The sequence below is a fragment of the Paenibacillus tuaregi genome, from assembly GCF_900086655.1.
Taxonomy (GTDB): domain Bacteria; phylum Bacillota; class Bacilli; order Paenibacillales; family Paenibacillaceae; genus Fontibacillus; species Fontibacillus tuaregi.
The window spans coordinates 52,383-75,531 of record NZ_LT575476.1; the positions used below are offsets into that span (position 1 = coordinate 52,383).

Annotated in this window: 22 protein-coding genes and 1 pseudogene; 20 read left to right on the forward strand and 3 right to left on the reverse strand. The window is 50.9% G+C overall.

Annotation, left to right across the window (positions count from 1 at the left end; genetic code table 11):
* The first annotated feature begins 9 nt into the window (after positions 1-9).
* The 6 genes and pseudogenes from BN6628_RS00575 (at position 10) to BN6628_RS00605 (ending at position 4,339) form a co-directional block, all read left to right on the forward strand.
* Positions 10-450 (forward strand): NUDIX hydrolase, encoded by a 441-nt coding sequence (locus tag BN6628_RS00575; protein WP_068612797.1) that lies wholly within the window; start codon positions 10-12, stop codon positions 448-450.
* A 58-nt stretch (positions 451-508) separates the two neighbouring features.
* Positions 509-688 carry a hypothetical protein gene (locus BN6628_RS00580; RefSeq protein ID WP_068612800.1) on the forward strand — a complete coding sequence of 60 codons (180 nt, stop codon included), beginning with the start codon at positions 509-511 and terminating at the stop codon, positions 686-688.
* A 441-nt stretch (positions 689-1,129) separates the two neighbouring features.
* Entirely contained in the window at positions 1,130-2,215 is a 1,086-nt protein-coding gene (locus BN6628_RS00590; RefSeq protein WP_068612806.1) for a Gfo/Idh/MocA family protein, read from the forward strand.
* 35 nt (positions 2,216-2,250) lie between these two features.
* Positions 2,251-3,138 (forward strand): annotated as a pseudogene (locus tag BN6628_RS00595) (serine/threonine protein kinase).
* A 162-nt stretch (positions 3,139-3,300) separates the two neighbouring features.
* Positions 3,301-3,819: a GNAT family N-acetyltransferase gene (locus tag BN6628_RS00600; protein WP_068612809.1), complete on the forward strand. Its 519-nt coding sequence runs from the start codon at positions 3,301-3,303 to the stop codon at positions 3,817-3,819.
* Positions 3,820-3,862: 43 nt separating this feature from the next.
* Positions 3,863-4,339, forward strand: coding sequence for a GNAT family N-acetyltransferase (locus tag BN6628_RS00605; protein ID WP_235847544.1), 477 nt, complete (start codon positions 3,863-3,865; stop codon positions 4,337-4,339).
* 30 nt (positions 4,340-4,369) lie between these two features.
* On the opposite strand, the gene BN6628_RS00610 is transcribed toward BN6628_RS00605, so the two are convergent.
* The gene (locus tag BN6628_RS00610; RefSeq protein ID WP_068612815.1) at positions 4,370-4,660 is read right to left on the reverse strand and encodes a hypothetical protein; all 291 of its coding nucleotides are present in this window, start codon (positions 4,658-4,660) and stop codon (positions 4,370-4,372) included.
* A 558-nt stretch (positions 4,661-5,218) separates the two neighbouring features.
* Between BN6628_RS00610 and speE the strand changes: the two genes are divergently transcribed.
* Entirely contained in the window at positions 5,219-6,046 is an 828-nt protein-coding gene (gene speE, locus BN6628_RS00615; RefSeq protein WP_068621803.1) for a polyamine aminopropyltransferase, read from the forward strand.
* Between the two features lie 12 nt (positions 6,047-6,058).
* A complete protein-coding gene (speB, locus tag BN6628_RS00620) occupies positions 6,059-6,928 on the forward strand; it encodes an agmatinase (RefSeq protein ID WP_068612818.1) in 870 nt (289 codons plus the stop codon).
* A 333-nt stretch (positions 6,929-7,261) separates the two neighbouring features.
* On the opposite strand, the gene BN6628_RS00625 is transcribed toward speB, so the two are convergent.
* Entirely contained in the window at positions 7,262-8,350 is a 1,089-nt protein-coding gene (locus BN6628_RS00625) for an SPL family radical SAM protein (RefSeq protein WP_068612823.1), read from the reverse strand.
* A 253-nt stretch (positions 8,351-8,603) separates the two neighbouring features.
* On the opposite strand from BN6628_RS00625, the gene BN6628_RS00630 reads away from it, so the two are divergent.
* The 3 genes from BN6628_RS00630 to argS all read left to right on the forward strand — a co-directional run bounded on the left by BN6628_RS00630 (position 8,604) and on the right by argS (position 12,120).
* Positions 8,604-9,788: a beta propeller repeat protein gene (locus tag BN6628_RS00630; protein WP_068612827.1), complete on the forward strand. Its 1,185-nt coding sequence runs from the start codon at positions 8,604-8,606 to the stop codon at positions 9,786-9,788.
* A 226-nt stretch (positions 9,789-10,014) separates the two neighbouring features.
* On the forward strand, positions 10,015-10,437 hold the full coding sequence (locus BN6628_RS00635) for a YwiB family protein (RefSeq protein WP_068612830.1): 423 nt from the start codon (positions 10,015-10,017) through the stop codon (positions 10,435-10,437).
* Positions 10,438-10,440: 3 nt separating this feature from the next.
* Positions 10,441-12,120 (forward strand): arginine--tRNA ligase, encoded by a 1,680-nt coding sequence (argS, locus tag BN6628_RS00640; protein WP_068612833.1) that lies wholly within the window; start codon positions 10,441-10,443, stop codon positions 12,118-12,120.
* 309 nt (positions 12,121-12,429) lie between these two features.
* Here argS and BN6628_RS00645 read toward each other — a convergent pair whose 3' ends face one another.
* The gene (locus BN6628_RS00645) at positions 12,430-13,578 is read right to left on the reverse strand and encodes a S8 family peptidase (RefSeq protein WP_068612836.1); all 1,149 of its coding nucleotides are present in this window, start codon (positions 13,576-13,578) and stop codon (positions 12,430-12,432) included.
* A 393-nt stretch (positions 13,579-13,971) separates the two neighbouring features.
* On the opposite strand from BN6628_RS00645, the gene BN6628_RS00650 reads away from it, so the two are divergent.
* The 9 genes from BN6628_RS00650 to rpmE all read left to right on the forward strand — a co-directional run bounded on the left by BN6628_RS00650 (position 13,972) and on the right by rpmE (position 23,112).
* Positions 13,972-14,208, forward strand: a complete 237-nt coding sequence (locus tag BN6628_RS00650) for a DUF6199 family natural product biosynthesis protein (protein WP_235847545.1) — start codon at positions 13,972-13,974, stop codon at positions 14,206-14,208.
* Positions 14,209-14,426: 218 nt separating this feature from the next.
* Positions 14,427-14,972: a DNA-directed RNA polymerase subunit delta gene (rpoE, locus tag BN6628_RS00655; protein WP_068612840.1), complete on the forward strand. Its 546-nt coding sequence runs from the start codon at positions 14,427-14,429 to the stop codon at positions 14,970-14,972.
* Positions 14,973-15,265: 293 nt separating this feature from the next.
* Positions 15,266-16,867 (forward strand): CTP synthase, encoded by a 1,602-nt coding sequence (locus BN6628_RS00660; protein ID WP_068612843.1) that lies wholly within the window; start codon positions 15,266-15,268, stop codon positions 16,865-16,867.
* 142 nt (positions 16,868-17,009) lie between these two features.
* Positions 17,010-17,387, forward strand: coding sequence for a response regulator (locus BN6628_RS00665; protein WP_068612846.1), 378 nt, complete (start codon positions 17,010-17,012; stop codon positions 17,385-17,387).
* Positions 17,388-17,523: 136 nt separating this feature from the next.
* Positions 17,524-18,378 (forward strand): class II fructose-bisphosphate aldolase, encoded by an 855-nt coding sequence (locus BN6628_RS00670; protein ID WP_068612849.1) that lies wholly within the window; start codon positions 17,524-17,526, stop codon positions 18,376-18,378.
* 152 nt (positions 18,379-18,530) lie between these two features.
* Positions 18,531-19,784 (forward strand): UDP-N-acetylglucosamine 1-carboxyvinyltransferase, encoded by a 1,254-nt coding sequence (locus tag BN6628_RS00675; protein ID WP_068612852.1) that lies wholly within the window; start codon positions 18,531-18,533, stop codon positions 19,782-19,784.
* Between the two features lie 380 nt (positions 19,785-20,164).
* Entirely contained in the window at positions 20,165-21,487 is a 1,323-nt protein-coding gene (rho, locus tag BN6628_RS00680; RefSeq protein ID WP_068612855.1) for a transcription termination factor Rho, read from the forward strand.
* A 50-nt stretch (positions 21,488-21,537) separates the two neighbouring features.
* Positions 21,538-22,809, forward strand: a complete 1,272-nt coding sequence (locus BN6628_RS00685; protein WP_068612857.1) for a radical SAM family protein — start codon at positions 21,538-21,540, stop codon at positions 22,807-22,809.
* A 105-nt stretch (positions 22,810-22,914) separates the two neighbouring features.
* Positions 22,915-23,112: a 50S ribosomal protein L31 gene (gene rpmE / locus BN6628_RS00690; RefSeq protein WP_068612860.1), complete on the forward strand. Its 198-nt coding sequence runs from the start codon at positions 22,915-22,917 to the stop codon at positions 23,110-23,112.
* Positions 23,113-23,149: the final 37 nt, after the last annotated feature.

The window sequence follows — 23,149 nt, forward strand, 5'->3', positions numbered from 1 at the left end:
AGGAGCTTGATGACAGAACCTATTATTTATGGAGCCGTGCTGCTTCTGTTTTATCGCAATGAGGGAACGGAGGTCCTTCTGCTCAAACGGGCTGGAACAGGGTATGCCGATGGGCAGTGGAGTGTTGTTGCAGGTAGAATGGATGGGGGAGAAGAGGTAAAGGTCGCGGCAGTCCGCGAGGCGAAGGAGGAAGCCGGAGTGGTTATTGACCCGTCCGGGATCGAGGTTGTGGGTGTGATGCACAGACGCAATGGAAGCTCCGAGTGGGTGGACTTTTACCTCAAGGTCCACGCCTGGGAAGGAGAAATCATGAACTGCGAGCCCCATAAATGCGAGGATCTTAGGTGGTTCAACATTCATGAGCTTCCTGTGGATACCATACCTTATGTGGCTGAAGCAGTGCGCAGAGATCACAGCTCCATGTGGTTTGTAAGCGAGGGCTGGGAGTAGGCAAGTTAAGCAAGCATAACATACTGGAAAAAGAGTCTGAGGAGGAGGGTGGTTTGATATGAGCTTTGTCTGGGAGAGCGCGGTGATTACCTTAATTTTCCTAGTATTGGCTGCCTTACTGATTGTGGTCTTAGTCAGGACCCTTAGAAATCGGTCAAGGATCTCCAGAGATAGCAGCCAAAGGCAGGAGCGGATTGAGAATAAGCTGGATGAGTTGGCCGGAAATAAACCTCGTTAGAACGCCAGGAACGCAGATTCCTCGTCATCATCTGATTAGGAAATTAGGGGTATTGACCGCCATTAGGAACGAGGTGAACTATGGATCCTCTGGTTAAAGAGTTCAGAGCCAAGCTTTTATATAAGCTTGTTCTTATCCTGTCTGTGTCCGGAAGTGTGCTGGTCGTGGGGTTTAATCTATTTAAAAATAAACTGCTCAGCGAACTCACCTTGTTTGCGTCCCTTCCTCTTATGTTATTTGTTTACGCGATATACGTGTTCTCGCTTCTGCTGTCTTTATTATACTTCCTGTTTAACCGTTCATTTCCCTGGCAAAGGAGATGGATCGCGCTCCTTGTTGGTCTGTGTGCATGGTTGGTCACAACCACGCTGCTCTGATCATTGGTATGGGACGGAGTACAGTCAGGTAAGAATGCTCAAGTGGAAGGAGAGGGAAGACCGTATGGCTAAAATTCGGGTTGGTATCATAGGCACAGGATTTGGAGCGTCGGTACATGCTCCTATATTCGCCCTGCATGAAGGCTTTGAAGTGAAATCGGTGGCCAGTGTACACCGGGGAATCACCGACATGACAGAAAGAGGCCTTGCGGCCGTGAAGCTGTATCCGGACTGGCGTCAAATGCTGGAGCAGGAGAACCTGGATCTGGTCACCATTGCATCAGCGCCGGACCGACATTGTGAAATGGCCTTGGCCGCCCTCCAACAGGGGGTCAACATTCTGTGTGAGAAGCCTCTCGGACTCAGCGCTGACCAGACCAAGAGCATGCTTCAAGGCCTGAATCAATCGGGAATGCAAGGCTTTGTTAACTTTCAATGGAGGCTGACCCCGGTGAGACAGCGGATCAAGGAACTGCTGAGTCAGAAGGCTGTGGGGGAGATTCAGCACATCAAGTATCAGGGGAGCTTCTCAGGATATCAGAGCCTGGTCTTTGCCCCACGAGGATGGGAGGCAAGGAGATCATCCGGTGGCGGCATGCTCTATGCCATAGGTTCACACATGATTGACTCTCTGATGTGGTGGATGGAAGAGCGGATTACTACCGTCTACGCCGAGCTAAATACGCATGTCCCAAGATATGAAGGGAATAACGCTACCGAAATCCGGGATGCCGATGATGCTTTTAGCGCTTTAGGGCGATTTGAGAGTGGAGTGTCTTTTGCCATGGAATTGTTCTATCCGGCTGTTCAGGGGAACGGTTGGTCAATGGAGATCTTCGGCACCCGAGGGACATTGCATATGAAGAACGACCGGGAGATTTGGATCAGTACCGGCGGCGATTACCGGGAGGTTTCTGTACCCACCTGTCATCTTCCTAAGTCTCTGTCCTCACCGGCAAATCTATATTATAACGGATTATCCCAGATGGCCCAGGGAATCTACCATGCGCTGACCAGAGCGAAGACGGACACTTCGGGTCAGAGGGATGTCCCCACTTTCCTGGAAGGTCATCAGGTGCAGCTGGTGATGGATGCGATGCTGTTATCTTCCGCAGAAGGGCGGAGGGTGAGTATTGATTACAGTCTGTAGACGGAAATGGCTGAGCCCAATAAGGAGTGGTTTCTTTGAAGGATTCTGTGCATACGGTAACTTACTCTATGGACGGCGTCTCCTGGCAGCTTAGGGCGCCCCACGATTTTGCATGGCTGGTGGCTTTGGGAAAGGTGTTTGCGGTGTTTGACCAGCAGGACTCCGGCAATTTGTCGTTTGGCGTAACGACTCCATCCGGGAACAAATTCATCAAATACGCCGGAGCTCCCACGCTAGCGTATTCTGGAGATGTTCAGGCGGCTGTTGCCCGACTTCAGCAGGCCGTTAGGGTGTATGAGGATTTAGATCATCCTGCTTTAATCAAGCTGTGCGGCCATGGACCAGCCGGTCAAGGATACGCTGCCGTGTTCGAATGGAATGAAGGGGAGAATCTCCATCCGCATTGGTCGTTTCCTCCACCTGCCAAGTAGGAGCATCCAGACTCCCCTTATTACAGATATAAGCAGCTGCCGATCATGCAGAGAGTCTGTTCGGAGAATGAAATTTTTGATTTTCACGAGCATGTCGAGCGTCAGGGATATGTGGCCGTGGATTTTTATGATGGCAGTATCCTTTACAACTTCAGTTCTAATAAGACCACGGTTTGTGATATAGACTTGTATCATAAGGGAGCATTTGTGAATCGGATGGGCAGGTTGTGGGGCTCCAGCCGTTTCATGGCTCCGGAAGAATTCCGGCTTGATGCCACCATTGATGGGATAACGAATGTGTTCGTTATGGGCGCGGTAGCTTTTGGTCTGCTCGGCGGAGAACATGACCGTTCCCTGGAGAAATGGGAAGCTGGGGAGAAGCTTTACAAGGTCGCAGCGAAGGCCGTCCAGACCCATCGTCAGGACCGCTACGCGAGCGTAGCGGAGCTTAATCGGGCCTGGCGGCAGGCACAGAAGGGTGTACATAGTTAAGGATACAGCAGCACGGGATGATTACCCCTGGCAAACGATCGATCCGGCTATGAAGTTTTATGCTCTGTACTCTAAGGCATGTGGAGATGTGATGGTGGCCAACGGGTCTAGGAAGCCTCCAGCTGTCAATTCAAATATCACAATCAGAAGGAAGTGAATGTGATGAGGTCAAGTATAGATATTCTTGAATTAACCTCGGCAATACCGGAACAGCTTGATGAGCTCTCCAGACTGCTTATTGATGTTGTGAACGAGGGAGCTTCCGTTGGTTTTCTTCCACCGCTTGAAGTGGAGGAAGCGAATGCTTACTGGAGGCAGGTGAATGAACCGGGTGTAAAATTGTGGGCAGCCGTTCAGGATGGCCGAATCATAGGAACGGTCCAGCTTCAACTGGCAGGGAAGAAGAATGCGCTGCACCGGGCGGAGATCGCCAAGCTCATGGTTCACCCGGCAAGCCGCCGGAACGGCTTGGCCAAGCGGCTGATGCTGACCGCCGAAGAGGCGGCACATCAGGAAGGTCGTACACTGCTGGTGCTCGATACTAGGGAAGGAGACCCTTCCAATCTTTTATATCAGTCTCTCGGTTATATCGAGGCAGGCCGTATTCCCGGGTTTGCTATGTCAGCCGGGGGAAGTCTGGATGCTACCGTGATTTACTATAAAGATTTGCGGGAGCCCTAAGACAGACTGGACTCAGTAGGAATAGGAGGAAATGATGAATTATATGATTAGAGCTGTCAACGTACAGGATGTTCCTTTTCTATGGGAGATGCTCTATGCTTCCATCTATGTTCCAGCAGGGCAACCTCCTGTGAGCAGAGACATTCTAAAGGAGCCGGCATTAGCTAAGTATGTGGAAGGCTGGGGCCGCAAGGGCGACATCGGATATATCGCCATGGATGAAGCTGGTCGATCCATAGGCTCCATCACATGCCGGTTGTTTGATGAGATCAGCCAAGGGTTCGGTTATGTGGATCAGGAGACCCCCGAGCTTGGCATGGCTATCCTTGAGGCCTACAGGGGCAAAGGGTTGGGAACTGCGCTAATGAGCAAACTGCTAGATGAGGTCCACAGGCAGGGGATCAAACAGGTCTCGTTAAGTGTGGACCCCGATAACTATGCGGTCCGGTTGTATAAGAAGTTTGGCTTTCGGGAGGTCGGCGTGGTAGGAACTTCCATAACTATGGTGGCCAAGTTGTAGAAAGAACTGCATGAACACTCTGCCCCGCTCCTATTCTCCCTTGGAATTCATGGTGTATCCAGCCAGAGAACTTAGCGATGACTTGGAATTCCCGATACTGTTAAGGGATGGATCATAGTCAAGCCTATTCAGAATTGTGTTCAATTTCGTTTTATTCTCCGCGAGCCGATCAAGAATCATGCCTAGGGAGATGAAGATGATGCCTGATGTGAACATGCTGAACCAGGTAATCAGGGTCAGTAGAAATTCGCCGCGTATAATACCAAAGATAAAACCGGTAACTAAAATAAGGTAGCCCGTAACCTTTAATATTGCTGACATAATATTACCTCCACGTCCATTTTTATCTAGAATATCAGGAATATTAGCTCTCAGCTAACCGTCATGTTTCTTTGGCAGTTCTGTTATCGCCGTTGTTTGAGGGTGGATGAAAAATGTGGTTATTCATAGCTCCGAAAGTATCATAGATTCTTTCAAATTGGCAGCTGTTTGATGGTGATGTGTAGTCAGGTCGATCCTCATTGTTTCTGCACAGAATCGGCGGTATCATCTTGCTGGGGATTGCTGTAGTCCTGTTTATCAACTGTCTTAAGTTTAATTAAACCTCTTTCATCCAACATATCCATCTGACCAAAGAAAATTAGATGCCGTTGTAGGGTTTAACCCGCTGTTCATCAGGCTCTCCAATCCATATATTGCTGAAGATTTCACACCCTGCTGACATAAGTCGCATCCCTGCCCATCTTGTGTTATTATACATTTTGTTTGGTACAATATAGGAAGTGAAGCTTTCGCAAGAAGTGTAACTGGAGAACCCGTTTTGGTTAGGGGCTTTATATGGCGGCTAAACACTATTCTGACGGAAAGAAGGTATATACGATGGAATTGTGGTTTACTGAGAAACAGACACCGGCATTCGGCATTACAGCGAAGATCCGGGAAACGTTTGTAACGGAGAAGACGGATTTTCAAGATTTGGCGATGATTGACACTGAGGAATTTGGACGCATGCTCGTTCTAGATGGCATGGTCATGACTACGATCAAAGATGAATTCGTCTATCATGAAATGGTTGCTCATCCGGCGCTGTTTACACACCCTAATCCAAAGCACGTGCTCGTAGTGGGCGGCGGTGACGGTGGGGTTATCCGTGAAGTGCTGAAGCACCCTGCTGTAGAGAAAGCTGTACTTGTAGAAATCGATGGGAAAGTCATTGAATACTCCAAGAAATACCTGCCTGAAATCGCCGGCGAGCTGGACAATCCTCGTGTAGAGGTGCTGGTGAATGACGGTTACATGCATATTATCGAAAATAAAAATAAATACGATGTCATCATGGTCGATTCCACGGAACCTGTGGGCCCGGCGGCTCCGCTGTTTGAACGCGGCTTCTACCAAGGTATTCATGAAGCTCTGAAGGATGACGGGATCTTCGTTGCCCAGACCGACAACCCTTGGTTTAAGGCCGATCTGATCCAAAAGGTTAACAAAGACGTCAAAGAAATCTTCCCGATCGTTCGTGTCTATGGCGCGAATATCCCAACTTACCCAAGTGGTCTGTGGACGTTCACTATGGGAAGTAAAACTCATGATCCACTGCAAGTGGACGAGACTCAAATTCCTGAGATCGAGACGAAATACTACACACCGCGCCTGCACAAAGCTGCGTTCGTGCTGCCTAAATTCGTTGAAGATCTGGTGAAATAGGAGGCTGTTTATATGAAACTGGATCAAGCTTATTCCGGCAACGTATTTATCTGCAGCTCCGACAACTACGAAGAGTCCAAAGCGGTGATCTACGGGATGCCTATGGACTTCACGGTTAGTTACCGCCCGGGTTCCCGGTTCGGTCCTGCCCGTATTCGTCAAGCTTCTGTAGGTTTGGAAGAATACAGCCCATACCTCGACAAGAGCATTGTTGATATGACCTACTTCGATGCAGGCGACCTGCTGCTGCCTTTCGGCAACGCGGCCCGCAGTCTTGAAGTTATCGGAGAGTACGTTCGCGGTCTTCTGAACGACGGCAAGTTCCCCATTGGTCTAGGAGGGGAGCACCTTGTCTCCTGGCCAATCTTTCAGGAGGTTTATGCCAAATACCCGGACCTGGCTCTGATTCATATCGACGCGCATGCGGATTTGCGCGAGCATTATGAGGGCGAGCCTTTGTCCCACTCTACACCAGTCCGCAAGGCGGCCGAGCTGATGGGCGGCAAGAACATCTACCAGTTCGGAATCCGTTCCGGCTCCAAGGAAGAGTTCTTGTATGCTCGGGAGAACATCAACTTCTATCCATTTGAAGTGGCTGCTCCACTGAAGCAGGCCCTGCCTAAGATTGGCCGCCGCCCTGTCTATGTCACCATTGACATTGACGTTCTTGACCCATCGGCGGCTCCGGGTACCGGTACCGCGGAAGCGGGTGGGATCACCTCCAAGGAGCTGCTTGAAGCGGTTCATCTGATTGCTGGCTCTGATGTGAACGTGGTGGGCTGTGATCTCGTGGAGGTCGCTCCGATCTACGATCCAACGGAACAGACGCAAATTGTTGCGGCCAAGCTGATCCGTGAAATGCTGCTTGGCTTTGTAAAATAGCGGAGTAACCGCGAAACGCAAATCTTAAAGACAGGAACGCCCTGCCCTAAGGCCAATATGGCTTTTAGGGCAGGGCGTTTTTTCGGATTTGCAAGTTGCTGCTCCATGTGTAGGATATCCGTACGGTTCGGTTAGGGCGAATGGAGACCGCAGTAGTCTGTATCTCTCCAAATCTCCAAACCGCCAAACCGCCAAACCGCCAAACCGCCAAACCGCCCCCAGGTTGAGCCTACATTACGGTAATTTAACGGGCCGGGTGACGGGCGGCTGGCCAACGGATCATGTTGTTTTGAGCTTGGCGTTTGGATTCAGAAAGCGCTTATGCTTCTAAGCTTAAAAATCAAAAGACAACTGCTCGGCTTCTAGCTGAATTTCCGCTTGAGTCACGCCGGCCGTGGGCTTGAGAATTCTGCGATTCAAGTCCGGGCCAGAACTCGAATCAGAATTTAAATCAGAACCCAACTCTTGGCCAGAAAGCGAGTACTCTTTCGGACTTAGGCTGTCCATTGGCTGTGAGCCTGTATAGGAAGCAGGTTCTCCTCCTCCAGGCACACCGGACAATCCGTGCTTGTGGAGCAGGGCTGCCGACATCATCTTGAACCGGCCGATATACTGCCGGTCCGCATAGTGACTTTGCCCGTACAGCCGGGTGTAAGCTGGGACTAGCTCCGGATAACTGGTCCGGAGAGTGGCGAGATACCAGCTCTTCACGTCCTTGGACAGGCGAAGCAGCGAGACCATGGCGAATCTGGCTCCATGTTTCTTGGCTGCGCCAAGCAGGGCATCTAGGCTCTCCTGAGAATCGGTGAGCAGTGGCAGCACAGGTGCGGCGAAGATGCCAGCGTAAATTCCATGCCTGGTGAGCTGCTGCACGGTCTCCAGTCTCATCTCCGGGTGCGGAGTTGCGGGTTCAATATTGCGGATAATTCCGACATCCAGAGTATTTAAGCTGATATTTACGGATATGTCGCTCATTTGAGTTAGGATATCCAAGTCTCGGAGAACCAGCGGAGAGCGGGTTGTAATACTGGTACGGATCCGGTATTTGGCCAGAAGCTTTAAGCATTCGCGGGTCAGTTCCGACTTGGCCTCAATAGGCTGGTACGGGTCTGTGGCCGTTCCGATGGTGACCTCCCCCACATGCCTGCGCATGGCTTCGATATCCTGCCCGAACTTTCGGGCAAGACGCGATAGCTGAGCTTCCAGAGCCTCGGGGGCGTTGTCTTTTAACACGATATGGTGCTGAAATTCATCTTCCGCGCCTCTTCCTATGAAGGACTGGAATGCCCGGGCATAACAAAAGCTGCAGCCATGGGCACAGCCGCGGTAAGGATTAATGGACCAATTGAACGGCATGCGTTCTTCCTTGACCCGATTCAGGGTCTGTTTGGTCTGAATATGTTCATATTTGGTTTCAGGCATGGTGGCAGACCCCCTTATAATTTGCCAAAATGAAAAGCTGTGAACCCAGTTTAAAAACTTACAATCGATAACAGTATACCAAACAAATGTTCTCATTAGAAGTAATACCGCCAATTTCCATTCAGGCCATCATGCGAATTAAATATTGATTTATAATCAGAATGGGTAAAAATATACATACAGACTCCAACGGCCTTTGCATCAAGGCCAAGTTATCGCTAGATTTGCATGTAACCTTAAGGAGGGACTGGCTATGGCTAAAAGAACGTTCAGATCGGCCTTGCTTGCAGCGGCTTTGGCTTTAACTTGGGGATTGGGGACAAGTGCTCCGGCACAGGGAACTGTGGCGGAAGCAGCTTCCTCAGCCCCTTGTCAGACCGGGGACCACGGTCTCTTACAGAAGCTTCAGAAGCAGCATGCTTCAAAGACTCTAGACCCGCTTCATATTACGGATGTTAACTTTTTGAGTGATACCACCGGGCGGGCCGCCGGGAACGGTTTTCTTATTGGCACCTCCAACGGAGGGTGTAACTGGCAGGAAATTTATACGGGTCAGTGGCAGTTTGACCAGATCGTATTCCCGAACAATGTGACAGGTTTTGCGCTCGCAAGAACTTCGCCTGAAGCGGCGGCAAAGCTGATTGCCACCAGCGATGGAGGTTCTCATTGGAAGGTGCTGAATACCTCGGGGCAAGTCTTTAAGAAGATGGATGCCCAGGACGGGCAGTATATCATAGGATATACCTCGAACGGGGCTTACAAGTCCTCGAATGGTGGCACCTCCTGGACCAAAATCAAGACACCTGCCAACACCAGAGCAGCGGTATTTACAGACAAATCAGCCCTAAAAGGTTTTACGCTAACCGTTCATCCGGGAGTTGGGTATAAACTGCATAAGACGGTGAACGGAGGCACAAGCTGGGCTACCGTGTTGACAATTCCATCGGGAACGGCTTTCGGAGGAGAATTGTATGCTGAAGGCAGCCAGGTCTGGGCTCTGGCCTATGGGGAGTCTGGCATGTCTCAGGTATCGTATTCCTTATACGCGAGTCATGATGGAGGGGTACATTGGAAACGGATTATCGCTCAGAGCACTGCTGGGGGAGGACCGGCTCCGGGTACCGGACCCGCACTGGTGAAGAAGGGTCCAGCGAGTCCAGGCGGGCATCCGGGCAATATGCAGCTCATCGGCAGCTCGGCTGCGTATTTGGCAGGTGGATCACCAGCCGGTGGCAAGGTGGGCGTCGGACGCTCTTTGGATGGCGGGAAATCGTGGAGCAACGTACCTGCGGTTCTTCCAGGTTTTGATGCAAGAATTTCCTTCCCTTCAATCAAGACCGGTTGGCTGGCAGTTACAAATGCCTCCAATACAGCGGTGTATGTGACCCACGACGGCGGGGTATCCTGGAACAAGAAGTTCTCCCTGCCTGATGCATAGACCGCCTAGAGCGCATAGAAAGCAATTAGAGATTTAGTCTGCAAGTGGATAACAGCCCTTCTTAGGAGTTAACCTCCCAAGGAGGGTTGTGTGGTTTGAGGGATTCTTTTTGGGAGAAAAAACGCATTTTAACGGTGCCGCCATTGAACTGAGCGGACGAACTGGATATAGTATATGGAATGAACGATATATAGTACAATAGATTCAGCAGATAGGGGCAAGAAGAATGCCGGATCATAAACCAGCGGCTATTACAGTGACCAGCCTGCAAGAAGAGAACGAAGTGGTTCAGCGTTACCAGGGGCAGGTATTCCGTGCTGGAGGCGCGATTTATATTAAATATGAAGAGTTGGGCCAAGGCCCCAGCGGGGAGGAAGTGACCCGGGTGATGGTCAAAATCTCGCCGGGCGAGCTCAAGCTGATCCGTCACGGGGCGGTAGAGTCTTCCCAGACATTTCAAGCGGGGAAGAAGCTTCCGGGTCATTACCGGGCGGCGTATACCTCGTTCAACCTGTCCACGGATACCCGGGAGCTTTCCCTCAGCCTGGATGGATTATCAGGGACCGCCAAGTGGAATTATGATTTGTATGTCTATGATGAATTAGCGGGTCATTTCGATATCAGTTTACATATACAGGAGGAAGCTTAGACAATGACACACAATCCATTAGAAGAAATTAACCTGAAGGTGGCGGAGGCCGTAACCACAGCTATTGTGGCGGCAGGGCTTGCCGCCAAGGAAGACATTCCGACAATCAAGCTTGAAGTGCCGAAGGAGAAAGCCCACGGGGACCTCGCTACAAATGCGGCGATGCAGTTAACCAAGATTGCGAAGAAGAACCCGCGCCAGATTGCTGAGGCGATCCTGGAGCATTTGGATCACAGCAGCGCTTCCATTGAGAAGGCGGAGATTGCAGGTCCAGGGTTCATCAACTTCACTCTGAGCAAAAGCTATCTGTATCCTGTTCTTGAGCAGGTTTATGAGCAGGGGGACGAATACGGGCGCATTTCACTCGGTCAAGGTCAAAAGGTTCAAGTTGAGTTCGTCAGCGCGAACCCAACAGGAAGCCTGCACCTGGGTCATGCCCGCGGGGCGGCTGTAGGGGATGCCCTTTGCAACCTGCTGGACTATGCCGGTTATGAAGTTACACGTGAGTACTACATTAATGATGCGGGAAACCAGGTTGTCAATCTGGCCAAATCGATTGAAGCCCGCTATTTGCAGGAGCTTGGACAGCCTGCTGAAATGCCGGAGGATGGTTATCACGGCGAGGACATCAAAGGTTTTGCCAAGGAGCTTGTGGCAGAGCAGGGCGATGCTCTGCTGTCACGCACCCCGGGCGAGCGTGTGGCCTTCCTGCGCAAGTATGGGCTGGAGAAGGAGCTCGATAAGATCAAGCGGGATTTGTCGCGTTTCCGTGTTCATTTTGACAGCTGGTTCAGCGAGACCTCGCTCTATGAAGGCGGACAGGTGGAAGCTTCCCTTCAGGAGCTTAAGGATAAGGGACAGACCTATGAGGAAGACGGAGCGGTCTGGCTGAGAACGACCGACTACGGGGATGACAAGGACCGGGTGCTTGTGAAGAATGACGGTACTTATACGTACCTCACCCCGGATATTTCTTACCACCGCAATAAATACAACCGCGGTTATGACCGCATGATCAATATTTTTGGTGCCGATCACCATGGATATATTCCGCGTCTTAAGGCAGCTATGACTGCGCTTGGAAATGACCCGGACAAGCTGACGGTGCTGATTGCCCAGATGGTCAGCCTGTTCCAGGACGGGGAAAAGGTGAAAATGTCCAAGCGGACCGGGAAAGCGGTCACGATGGTTGATCTGATGGACGAAGTTGGTGTGGACGCGATCCGTTACTTCTTCACCATGCGAAGCATGGATTCGCATCTGGACTTCGACATGGATCTGGCGGTTTCCACTTCCAATGAGAACCCAGTCTATTATGTTCAGTATGCGCATGCCCGGATCTGCAGTATTTTCCGTCAGGCTGAGGAGCAAGGTATCGCCATTCCAGGTCCGGTGGATGCGGACCTTACGAAGCTCACGGCTGCTCACGAATACGACTTGCTCCGCAAGATCGGCGAGCTTCCTGAGGAGGTGGAGACAGCGGCGAATCACTTCGCGCCTCACCGTCTCGTGCGTTATGTGTATGAACTGTCTTCCTTGTTCCACAGCTACTATAGAGCCGAGCGCGTCATCACGGAAGACGCGCAGCAGACCGCCGCGCGCCTCGTGCTGCTCGGCGCGACCCGCCGCGTGATCGCGCGTGTACTCGCGCTGATCGGCGTCGAGGCCCCGGACCGCATGTAGCCGGATTCCCGGCTCATGTCCGGTCAGGGCCGGGAGCCCGCCAGCTTAGCGCGGCGGGCTTTCCCTTCGGCGGCGTGAATGTCCGCCGCCGACCCCACAGCAAGGCCCCGCCCATGGATTTCCCGGGCGGGGCCTTGCTGTTTTTGGAGGCCGCCCGGTTACAGGCGGCCACACCGCGCAGCGCTCGTGCGTACCCCGGAGCACCACACCGACGCTCAACGAGCGACCCGCAGAGCGGACTTACCGTGCAGCGCTCGCCGGGCGTCCCTGATTGGGGCCATGCCGAGCTTTGCTCATTCGAAGCTCATCCTACTTCAGCCCCCGCTTCACCAGCCGGAGTGCGTTGACCTCAACCGGAGAGATGCTGCCCCGGACGGCCTTTTTTTTGCCGGGGGCCACCGGACGGGCCGTCCTGCGGAGCAGCTGCTTAATCTCGGTAGGGCTGAGACCCGGCCGGAGTGCGAGCAGCAGTGCGATAGCCCCGCTGACGTGTGAAGTCGCCATGGACGTCCCGTTCATTTCCTTGTGCTTGCCGCCAACCCAGGAGGAGTAGATTTTCTCCCCGGGCGCATAGATATCGACATGTGGTCCGCTGTTGCTGAAGCGGGCAATCCGGCGGTTCCGGTCTGTCGCGCCTACGGAGATGGTCTGGGGATAGCGCGCAGGGTAATCAACGCTGCGGCTTTTATTGTCATTGCCTGCGGAGGCGACAATTACAACACCGGCCTGAAGAGCTTTGTTCACTACACTCAGCAGCGACTTGTTCTTGGATTTCATACCAAAACTCATATTGATAATATCCACCTGATTCCGGACGCACCAATCGATACCCATAATGATGTCGGATACATACGCCGCGCCATTATGGTCAAAGGCCTTGACGGGATAGATTGTTGCGCGCGGGGCAACTCCGAGTATGCCTTGTATACCACCGGAGCCAGCTATGGTCCCGGTAATGTGGGTACCATGCCCGTTGTCATCATGGGGCAGCATGTTGGGATTTAGCAGATTAACCCCTCTTGCAAGGGAGTAGCGGAGATCGGGATGGCTGAAATCGGCTCCGGTGTCAATAACCCCGATGCGTACCTGGTAGCCGGTTGAGGAGGACCATACATCAGGCGCCTGAATATGACGGACACCCCAAGGAATTTCAGGTGTGTTCATCAGTCCGCTGGCGGGCACCGCATGTACGCTGACTTGGGCGTCATGTTCAATATAAAGGCCGTGCCTGCAGCCGCTGGGCAGGTCGGTCACCTTAAAAGGGCAGATGAAAGCGTGCAGCAGAGAGGAACTGCGGATGTGGCGCAGCGGCTGATTTGAACGCTTCATCCGGTTAAGCAGCTTTAAGCATTCGCGGTAAGCCGCCGGGCGGGCGAAGCGGATAATCGTCCGTTGTCCTTTGTGTGCTGCCGCTCCGGCCTGTTCCTGAATAAAATGGAGGAATCGGGAGTAGTCCATGCAAGCAGTCCCTTCTGACAAAGCGTGTTGGTTGCAGTATTGTATGAGCAGCAGAGGGAACCGGAGTGGGAGCCTGCCCTGTATAGAGGGAAATAGGCTGAATAGCCCCAGGTTGGGACCGGCACCCAGGGTGATTTATTTGCATAAAGTGCTCAATTACCGTGTCAAACCAAGGAAAAGCACATAGGATGTGGGGAAGGCCTGTAAACGGCTTTCAGCTTGCGATTTCTGAAGATCGTTCAAGACTCTTCAGAGAGCGGATACAGTCAAAAAGACGGAGGGCGCTGCTCTCCGTCTTTTCAATGTTTGTCCATGACTCATTGGAATGGACAATGTAATTTACACTATTTTACAATAAAAGTAATCGAAGATGTCATTAGGGAGGAGATAGGTTTGGATTTTACCATTGGTGATGTTATGTTTCTGTTTATAGTGTTCCTTCCCGTACTCGCCCTGCTGATATGGACGTACTTTAATCCCGAGCAGAGTATCCTCTGGGGTGAGCGGTGGAAGTATGCGGAAGAGCCTGAAGTATCCGAGAAGGCGATCCGTTTTACCAAACTTAGCTCTTTAATTGCTATTATTCTGGTGATTCTTTTCTTTTTGATTCTGGTGCTCTCCTGCTTTTAATTCGTAAGCTCGGCTCTCCTTACACAACTCCGATGCCAAACTGGTGAATTCCAGCTGCAGCATGCAAGGACATGCGAATTTAACCGCTTCGGCGTATAGAATAAACTTGCTTTTTGCTTCCAAATAGGTTTTACTTATGTGTGATAAAGAACAGAATGGATGAGTGAGGGGTTCCCTCAATCTTCTGCTTGAAACATTGTGTGAGAGGACGTGTGTAAGTGAGTACACCGCTCAATTTGAAGTTTGACCCGGAGAAAGTGCATGAGATTCCGATGGTCGACTTGGCCTTTATGATTTTGAAAGCGGCTAATACGCCGTACTATTACCGTGATCTAATGAACGAAGTTGCGAAGCTTCGCGGTATGTCGGAAGCCGAGATTAATGAAGCCATTGCCCAGCTATATACGGAGATTAATATCGACGGGCGTTTCGCTTGTGTCGGTACGAACCTTTGGGGCTTGAAGCGTTGGTATCCGATTGAGCGTTCCGAGGATCCGGTAGCTAACGCCAAACGTCCGCGCATTATTAATGACGAGGATGACGATCTGGACGATGACTTCGTGGAAGAGGAAGAAACGTACGATTCCGACGATGAGGATTACGATGCTGTTGACGAGGACGGGGAAGATGAACTGTTCCCGGATGATGACGATGACGCTGATGTGGAAGACGAAGAGATTCTGGATGATGAGGATCTTGACGAAGAGGACGAGGATTCCGATACGCTTGAGGATGAAGAGCTTGAGGAAGACGACGACAAATAGACGTTTTACCCGGCGGTTATGCCTGCTTTAAGTATCCGAAATCGCTCCGCTGCCTGACTTGACAGAGGGCAGGGTTACGGGTAAACTATTGCATGGGCTTATGATTCAGACCTATAAATATGATCAAAATTAGAAAAGTGCCCCGTCTTGTTCGGGTGTCACTTTTTTGTTTTTTTATGTGGCTTTTTCGAGATGATTTCCATCTGAATGGGTTACCATAGTACAAGCTGTACCATACTGTTTTTAGAATTTCTGGACTACTTACTGGACTACTTATAGGAGGGTTTAAGACTGTGACAAAATATATTTTCGTAACCGGGGGTGTGGTTTCTTCCCTGGGCAAAGGGATCACTGCCGCATCGCTGGGGAGACTGCTTAAGAACAGAGGGCTGAAAGTTACAATCCAGAAATTCGATCCATATATCAACGTGGACCCGGGAACGATGAGCCCGTATCAGCACGGAGAAGTGTTCGTTACGGATGACGGGGCTGAGACGGATCTTGACCTGGGCCACTACGAACGTTTCATTGATATTAACCTGTCTAAGAACAGTAATGTTACAACCGGTAAGGTCTACTCTTCGGTCATCAGTAAAGAGCGCCGTGGGGAGTACCTTGGGGGAACGGTTCAGGTTATTCCGCATATTACAAATGAGATCAAAGAGCGTGTATACCGTGCTGGCCGCGAAGCTGGATCCGATGTCGTGATCACAGAGATCGGCGGTACCGTGGGCGATATCGAGAGCCTTCCGTTCCTGGAAGCCATCCGCCAGATCAAGAGTGACATCGGGCGCGAGAATGTTATGTACATTCATGTAACCCTGATTCCTTATATTAAGGCTGCGGGTGAAGTTAAGACCAAGCCAACCCAGCACAGCGTGAAGGAGCTTCGCAGCATCGGGATCCAACCGAACGTCATTGTCTGCCGCACGGAGCATGAGCTGTCCTCCGACATGAAAGCGAAGATCGCCCTCTTCTGTGACATTGATGCCAGCGCGGTTGTAGAATGCCGGGATGCAGATACGCTGTATCAAGTGCCTCTGAACCTTCGCGAAGAGGGATTGGACGAGATTGTGGTCAACCACTTGAAGCTGACTACTCCGGCTCCGGATATGAGCGAGTGGGAAGATTTGGTGCACCGCATCAACAAGCTGGAGAAGACGGTAGAAATCGCGATTGTGGGCAAATACGTCGCGCTGCACGATGCTTATCTGAGTGTGGTTGAGTCCCTCTCCCATGCAGGTTTTGATGCCAACGCGGATGTGAAGATCCGCTGGGTTCATGCGGAAGAAGTGACCGATGAGAATGTGGAGGAAATGCTTGGTGGCGTAGGCGGTATCCTGGTTCCTGGCGGCTTCGGAGACCGTGGGATTGAAGGGAAAGTCAGCACGATCCGTTATGCGCGTGAGAAGAAGATTCCTTTCTTCGGCATCTGCCTCGGAATGCAGGTTGCTGTGATTGAGCATGCCCGTTCCCTGGCGGGATTGACAGGTGCGAACAGCTCCGAGATCAACCCGGCTACCGAGTATCCGGTTATTGATCTTCTGCCGGAACAAAAAGATATTGAAGATTTGGGCGGAACGATGCGCCTTGGATTGTACCCTTGTAAGCTTGCGCCGGGTTCTCTTGCAGAACAGTGCTATAACGATGAGCTGGTTTACGAGAGACACCGTCACCGGTATGAATTCAACAATGCTTATCGTGAGGTTATTGAGAAGGCAGGCCTGCGCATCTCGGGAACTTCCCCGGACGGCAGATTGGTTGAAATTGTAGAGTGCCCGGATCACCCTTGGTTCCTGGCTGTTCAGTTCCACCCAGAGTTTACTTCCCGTCCGAACCGTCCACAACCGTTGTTCCGTGAGTTCGTGAAGGCATCCATCACCCACAATTCTTAATATCGATTCGATATATTCACAAAAATGAAAAAATACTCCCGAAATTAGCAGGAATTTCAAATTCTTAAGCGAATATCTACACATCAAGCTGTCGGATAGCAGTATTTTGAGATGATTAGAGGGATTTCGGGAGGGTTGTTTCGTGGAAGATAAGAAGCTTCTGATCGTTGATGACCAGAATGGTATCCGGATTCTGCTGATGGAAGTGTTCAGCAGTGAAGGATACAAGACGTACCAAGCAGCAAATGGCAAGCTGGCTCTAGAAATTGTCCGCAGTGAATCGCCGGACCTGGTGCTTTTGGACATGAAGATTCCCGGAATGGATGGTCTGGAGATCCTGAAACATATTAAAGCAGTCAAGCCGGAAACCAAAGTCATCATGATGACGGCTTATGGCGAGCTGGATATGATTAAAGAAGCTACGGAACTCGGCGCCTTGATGCATTTTACGAAACCGTTTGATATTGATGAGATGCGGATTGCTGTAAATATGCAGCTTAAGGGCGGCGCAGTAATTTAGGACTCCGGTAACGGAGTCCTTTTTTTGTCACGATTATGGCCTAAAGGTTGGTTAGTATTTTTCCCGTAATGTGGTATAATAAGCAGGTGTGAGAATCGGGTAAAGAATAGACAAGCCAACTTTAGGAGGATGAACCATGCCATTAGTATCTATGAAAGAAATGTTGAACAAAGCACTTGAGGGGAAATATGCTGTTGGTCAATACAACATCAATAACCTGGAGTGGACACAAGCGATTCTGGCTGCCGCAGAAGAAGAGAAGTCACCAGTTATCCTTGGCGTTTCTGAAGGTGCTGCCCGCCATATGAGCGGTTTCTATACTGTGGTTAAGATGGTTGAAGGACTTATCCATGACATGAAGATTACAGTTCCTGTAGCCATTCACCTGGACCATGGATCAAGCTTTGACAAATGTAAAGAAGCAATCGATGCTGGCTTTACTTCTGTTATGATCGATGCTTCCCACGGCCCAATCGAGCAGAATATCGAAACTACGAAGAAAGTGGTTGAGTATGCTCATTCCAAAGGCGTTTCCGTTGAGGCTGAGGTTGGTCTCGTTGGTGGACAAGAGGATGACGTTGTCGCTGACGTAATGTACGCGAAGCTTGACGACTGTGTTCGTATCGTGAAAGAAACAGGTATTGATACTTTGGCACCAGCACTTGGTTCCGTTCACGGTCCTTACAAAGGTGAACCAAAACTTGGTTTCGCTGAAATGGAAGAAATCCGCGACGCTGTGAAGGTTCCACTTGTTCTTCATGGCGGTACAGGTATTCCTACTCATGATATTAAGAAAGCTATCTCTTTGGGTACTTCCAAAATTAACGTGAACACTGAGAACCAAATCGAGTTCACTAAAGCTGTTCGTGAAGTGCTTGCCGCACAAACTGAAGCTTACGATCCGCGTAAATACATCGTTCCAGGCCGTGAAGCAATCAAGAAGACAGTAATCGGCAAAATCCGCGAGTTCGGATCCAACAACAAAGCTTAATATAAATCGGTCACAGAAGAGGGATTCCGCCTAGGGCGGAGTTCCTCTTTTTTGTGCCGATATAGAGACAAAGATGCTTTTATAAGGCAGAAGTGGTATCATGGAAAGGAATTGTCAGAATCATTTTTGCCTGCAGGAGGAACCTCACTTTGATGGAAAAATTAATGATCAGCGGTGGCCGCCCGCTCAGGGGAACCGTTCAGATCAGTGGAGCGAAGAACAGCGCCATAGCGCTTCTGCCGGCGGCAATTTTAGCGGAATCAGAAGTTATTCTGGATAATTTGCCGGAGTTGAGTGATGTCGCTGTGTATACTGAAATTCTTGAAGACTTGGGCGCATCCGTGACTTGGTCCGGAAACCAGATCAAGATTGACCCAAGTCTTATTAAGTCGATTCCTATGCCAAATGGGCCTGTGAAGAAACTCCGGGCTTCCTATTATATGATGGGGGCTCTTCTGGGACGGTTTGGCGAAGCCATAATCGGACTCCCTGGAGGCTGCAACTTTGAGCCCCGCCCAATTGACCAGCATATCAAAGGTTTTGAAGCGCTGGGCGCCACCGTGACCAATGAGCATGGCTCGATTCACCTTCATGCCAAGGAGCTGCGCGGTGCGAAGATATACCTCGATGTCAGCAGTGTAGGTGCAACGATTAACATCATGCTGGCAGCAGCCAGAGCCAAAGGCTCTACAATTATTGAGAATGCGGCCAAGGAGCCGGAGATAATTGATGTGGCCACCTTGCTAGTTTCCATGGGCGCAGTGATTAAGGGTGCCGGAACGGAGACGATCCGTATTGAGGGCGTTCGGGAAATGCATGGCTGCCGCCATTCCATCATCCCTGACCGCATTCAAGCGGGAACCTATATGATTGCCGCCGCGGCTACGCGCGGGGATGTTCTTATTGATAATGTTATTCCCAAGCATTTGGAGGCTTTAACAGCTAAGCTTATTGAAATGGGTGTAGGTGTGGAAGAGCTTGATGAATCCATTCGGGTCATCGGAGCCGCCTCGTATGGACATGCTGATGTGAAGGCGCTGGTGTATCCGGGCTTCCCAACAGATTTGCAGTCTCCCATGACCAGTCTTCTGACTCAAACGGAAGGGGTTAGCGTGCTTAGTGATTTCGTATACAGCAACCGATTCAAGCATGTGCCGGAGCTGGTGCGGATGGGTGCCAAGATCCGTGTGGAAGGAAGAAGTGCGATCATTGAAGGCGGCAAGCTGAATGCAGCCAAGGTGAGAGCGGCTGATCTTAGAGCGGGAGCTGCTCTTGTGATTGCCGGGCTGACTGTGGATGAAGGAATCACGGAAGTATCCGGTGTTGAGCTCATCGACCGTGGATACGACCATCTCGTCACCAATTTGCGCGATCTTGGTGCGGATGTGTGGCGTCAGGCGGAGTAGCCTGTTAGACTGGGGCGGAGCCCTGAAGTTAGCCGGCCTCATAAGGGGGCAGCTCTTCAGAGCTCTGCCGCATTTTTACAAGAGAAATTACTTGTGAATACAAATTCAGGTGTAACTGTTGATCCTCTCTGAACGTTGAAATAGTGAGAAGTGAGAACCCCTTTTTGGAATATTTTCTTCTTTGTCCGCATAACTCCCCCCACTACGGGTATAACTATTCTATAACTCTTAAGACGTCGTCATAGAATCCAGATTTCATAGAATCCTGCTCCATCACTTCAGATTGGAACTTCTTATTACCCTCGAGTACAACTTCTGGTACTTTCTGACACATACATCCAACTTACGTTGAATTATAAATTGAATAGGTGGTTAATGAAATGGATCTCCAAATTTCCGATCTGGAAGAAAAGAAGCTGACGGATTTGTACAAGCTTGCAAAGCAGTACCAAATTCCGTATTACGGTCAGCTCAAGAAAAAAGAATTGATTTTTGCCATTCTGCGCGCCCAGGCGGAGCAGAGCGGACTGATGTTTATGGAAGGCGTACTTGAAATACTGCCGGAAGGATATGGCTTCCTGCGTCCGATCAACTATTTGCCAAGCACGGAGGATATTTATATCTCTGCTTCGCAGATTCGTAAATTCGACCTGCGTACAGGGGATCTGGTATCCGGCAAATGCCGTACACCGAAGGAGAACGAGCGTTACTTCGGTCTGCTTCAGGTCAATGCGGTGAATGGAGAAGATCCTGCCCAGGCGGCAGAGCGCCTGCATTTTCCTGCGCTTACACCATTGTACCCACAGACCAAGCTGTCGCTTGAGACCTCGCCTACCCAGCTCTCCACCCGGATTATGGATTTGCTTGCTCCGGTGGGGCTTGGCCAGCGCGGCCTGATCGTTGCGCCTCCGAAGGCGGGGAAGACCCTGCTTCTGAAGGAAATCGCCAACAGCATCTCAACGAATAATCCGGATATCTCCTTGTTTGTGCTGCTGATTGATGAGCGCCCCGAGGAGGTTACGGATATGCAGCGTTCCGTTAAGGGGGAAGTCATTGCTTCCACCTTCGATGAGCTGCCCGAGAATCATATCAAGGTGGCTGAGCTTGTGCTGCAGCGTGCCCTTCGCCTGGTGGAGCATAAGAAGGATGTGGTCATCCTTATGGACAGTATTACCCGGCTGGCCCGGGCGTACAACCTGGTGGTTCCGCCATCCGGCCGTACCCTCAGCGGGGGGATTGACCCAGCTGCGTTCCATCGTCCGAAGCGGTTCTTCGGTTCAGCGCGGAATGTGGAGGAGGGCGGAAGCCTGACTATTCTGGCTACAGCCTTGGTGGATACGGGGTCGCGGATGGACGATATTATATACGAGGAGTTCAAAGGAACCGGTAATATGGAGCTTCATTTGGACCGTAAGCTTGCAGAACGGCGCATATTCCCGGCGATAGATATCCGCCGCTCGGGTACCCGCCGCGAAGAAGTGCTGCTGACGAAGGAAGAACTCGACACCATTTGGTCGATCCGTAAAAATATGAACGAAAGCTATGATTTTGTGGAAGGTTTCCTCAAAAAACTGCGTGATTCGAAGACGAATGCCGAATTCCTGGCTTCATTCGACGTGGCTGGCCAGGCCAGCACGCCATCTTCACCCGGCAGCACTGCGCGTCGTTCCGGACGCCAGACTCCGTCCCCGATGAACACTTAACTAACGGCTTGACCCCATCGTTTTGGTCTCAAGCAAAGAGGGAGAACACAATGTATTTGGTATATGCAGATGAACAAGGCAATGTATTCGATCATCCTTCGCTGTATGGTCTAGCCCGCAGCGGAGATATGATCGTTGAGATTATGGAGGATGAACTGATTCCGCTGCCGGATGGTGCCACATTGGTGGGCCTTCCGAGCACCCGTCCGGTGGGTATGGACCCTGAAAGCGGGGAGATGCAGCCTCTGCCGGGCAATGTCCAGGCTGTGGGCGCACTGCTGCCGCAGGGGTATACCCGGCTTTGTCTTCCTGGTTACATCAAGACAGATAAGGAATATAAGCTGCCACTCTTCGGATATTCAGCCGTGGTTTGGAGTGAGGGGAAATTCTACGTCACTGCCCGGTTGACGGATGATCCGGAGAAATGGAATCCGCTCAACTGCGATCCGCTTGAGCTTAAAGCGGGGGTAAAGCGTCTCAAGCAGGAATACCCGGAGAATCGCCTGTATGAGCATCTATCTAACTGTGCGCTGGGTTACGAGTGCCTAACGGCTTCCAATACGTTTCTGAACCGCTGGGAGGGGGCTGTTCCAGTCTCTTACTCCTGTAACGCAGGGTGCTTCGGATGTATTTCCGAGCAGCCGGATGACAGTGGGTTTGTCTCCCCGCAGACACGGATGAACTTTCGTCCTCGCACCGAGGAAATTGTGGAAGTAATGCTGGAACACTTGAAGACGCCAGAGTCGATTATCAGCTTTGGGCAGGGGTGTGAAGGGGAACCCTCCACGCAAGCCAAGCTCATTATTGACGCGATCCGTCAGGTTCGTCAAACCACGGATATGGGCTACATCAACATTAATACGAATGCAGGTCTAACCGATCACATTCGGGGCATTGTGGATGCCGGCCTTGACCTGATGCGTGTAAGTACGATCAGTGCTCTGGACGACCATTATAATGCTTATTACAAGCCGAGAGGCTACACGCTGGCTAATGTGGAGAAGTCTCTTCGCTACGCCTCCGAGCAGGGCGTCTATACTTCGATTAACTATCTCATCTTCCCGGGCGTTACCGACCGTGAGGAGGAGATTGAGGCGATGATCGAATTTGCCCGGCGGACCAAGCTTCGGCTGATCCAATGGCGTAATCTTAATATTGATCCAGAAAGTTATCTAGAGCTGATTCCTAAGGCACGCGGTGAGGTCCTTGGCATGAAGCAGGCCATTGAAATTTTTCAGGAAGAGCTCCCGGATGTGGTCATGGGCTCTTATTCTCATGTTCCTCCTGCCGAGCTTAGACGGTTTAAGAAGAGCGCCCGCTGATTTGTAATAAGCGATTGCAATTGATGACATAATTATGATACAATCAGAGTTGGTTATTATAACTCTGGGTACGCATGAGACTCAGGGCGGAAAGAGGTGAATGTCATGAACCAAGCTATTCAACCGAAATATCACGTGACAACTGTTACTTGCGCTTGCGGCAACAAGTTTGAAACTGGATCTGTTCAAGAGGATCTGCGCGTGGAGATCTGCTCCGCTTGCCACCCGTTCTTCACAGGGAAACAGAAATTCCTTGATGCTGGCGGCCGCGTTGATAGATTTAAGAAGAAATACGGAATCTAATACGATCTTCTGTGCTGCAGCTTGATCGATATATGCA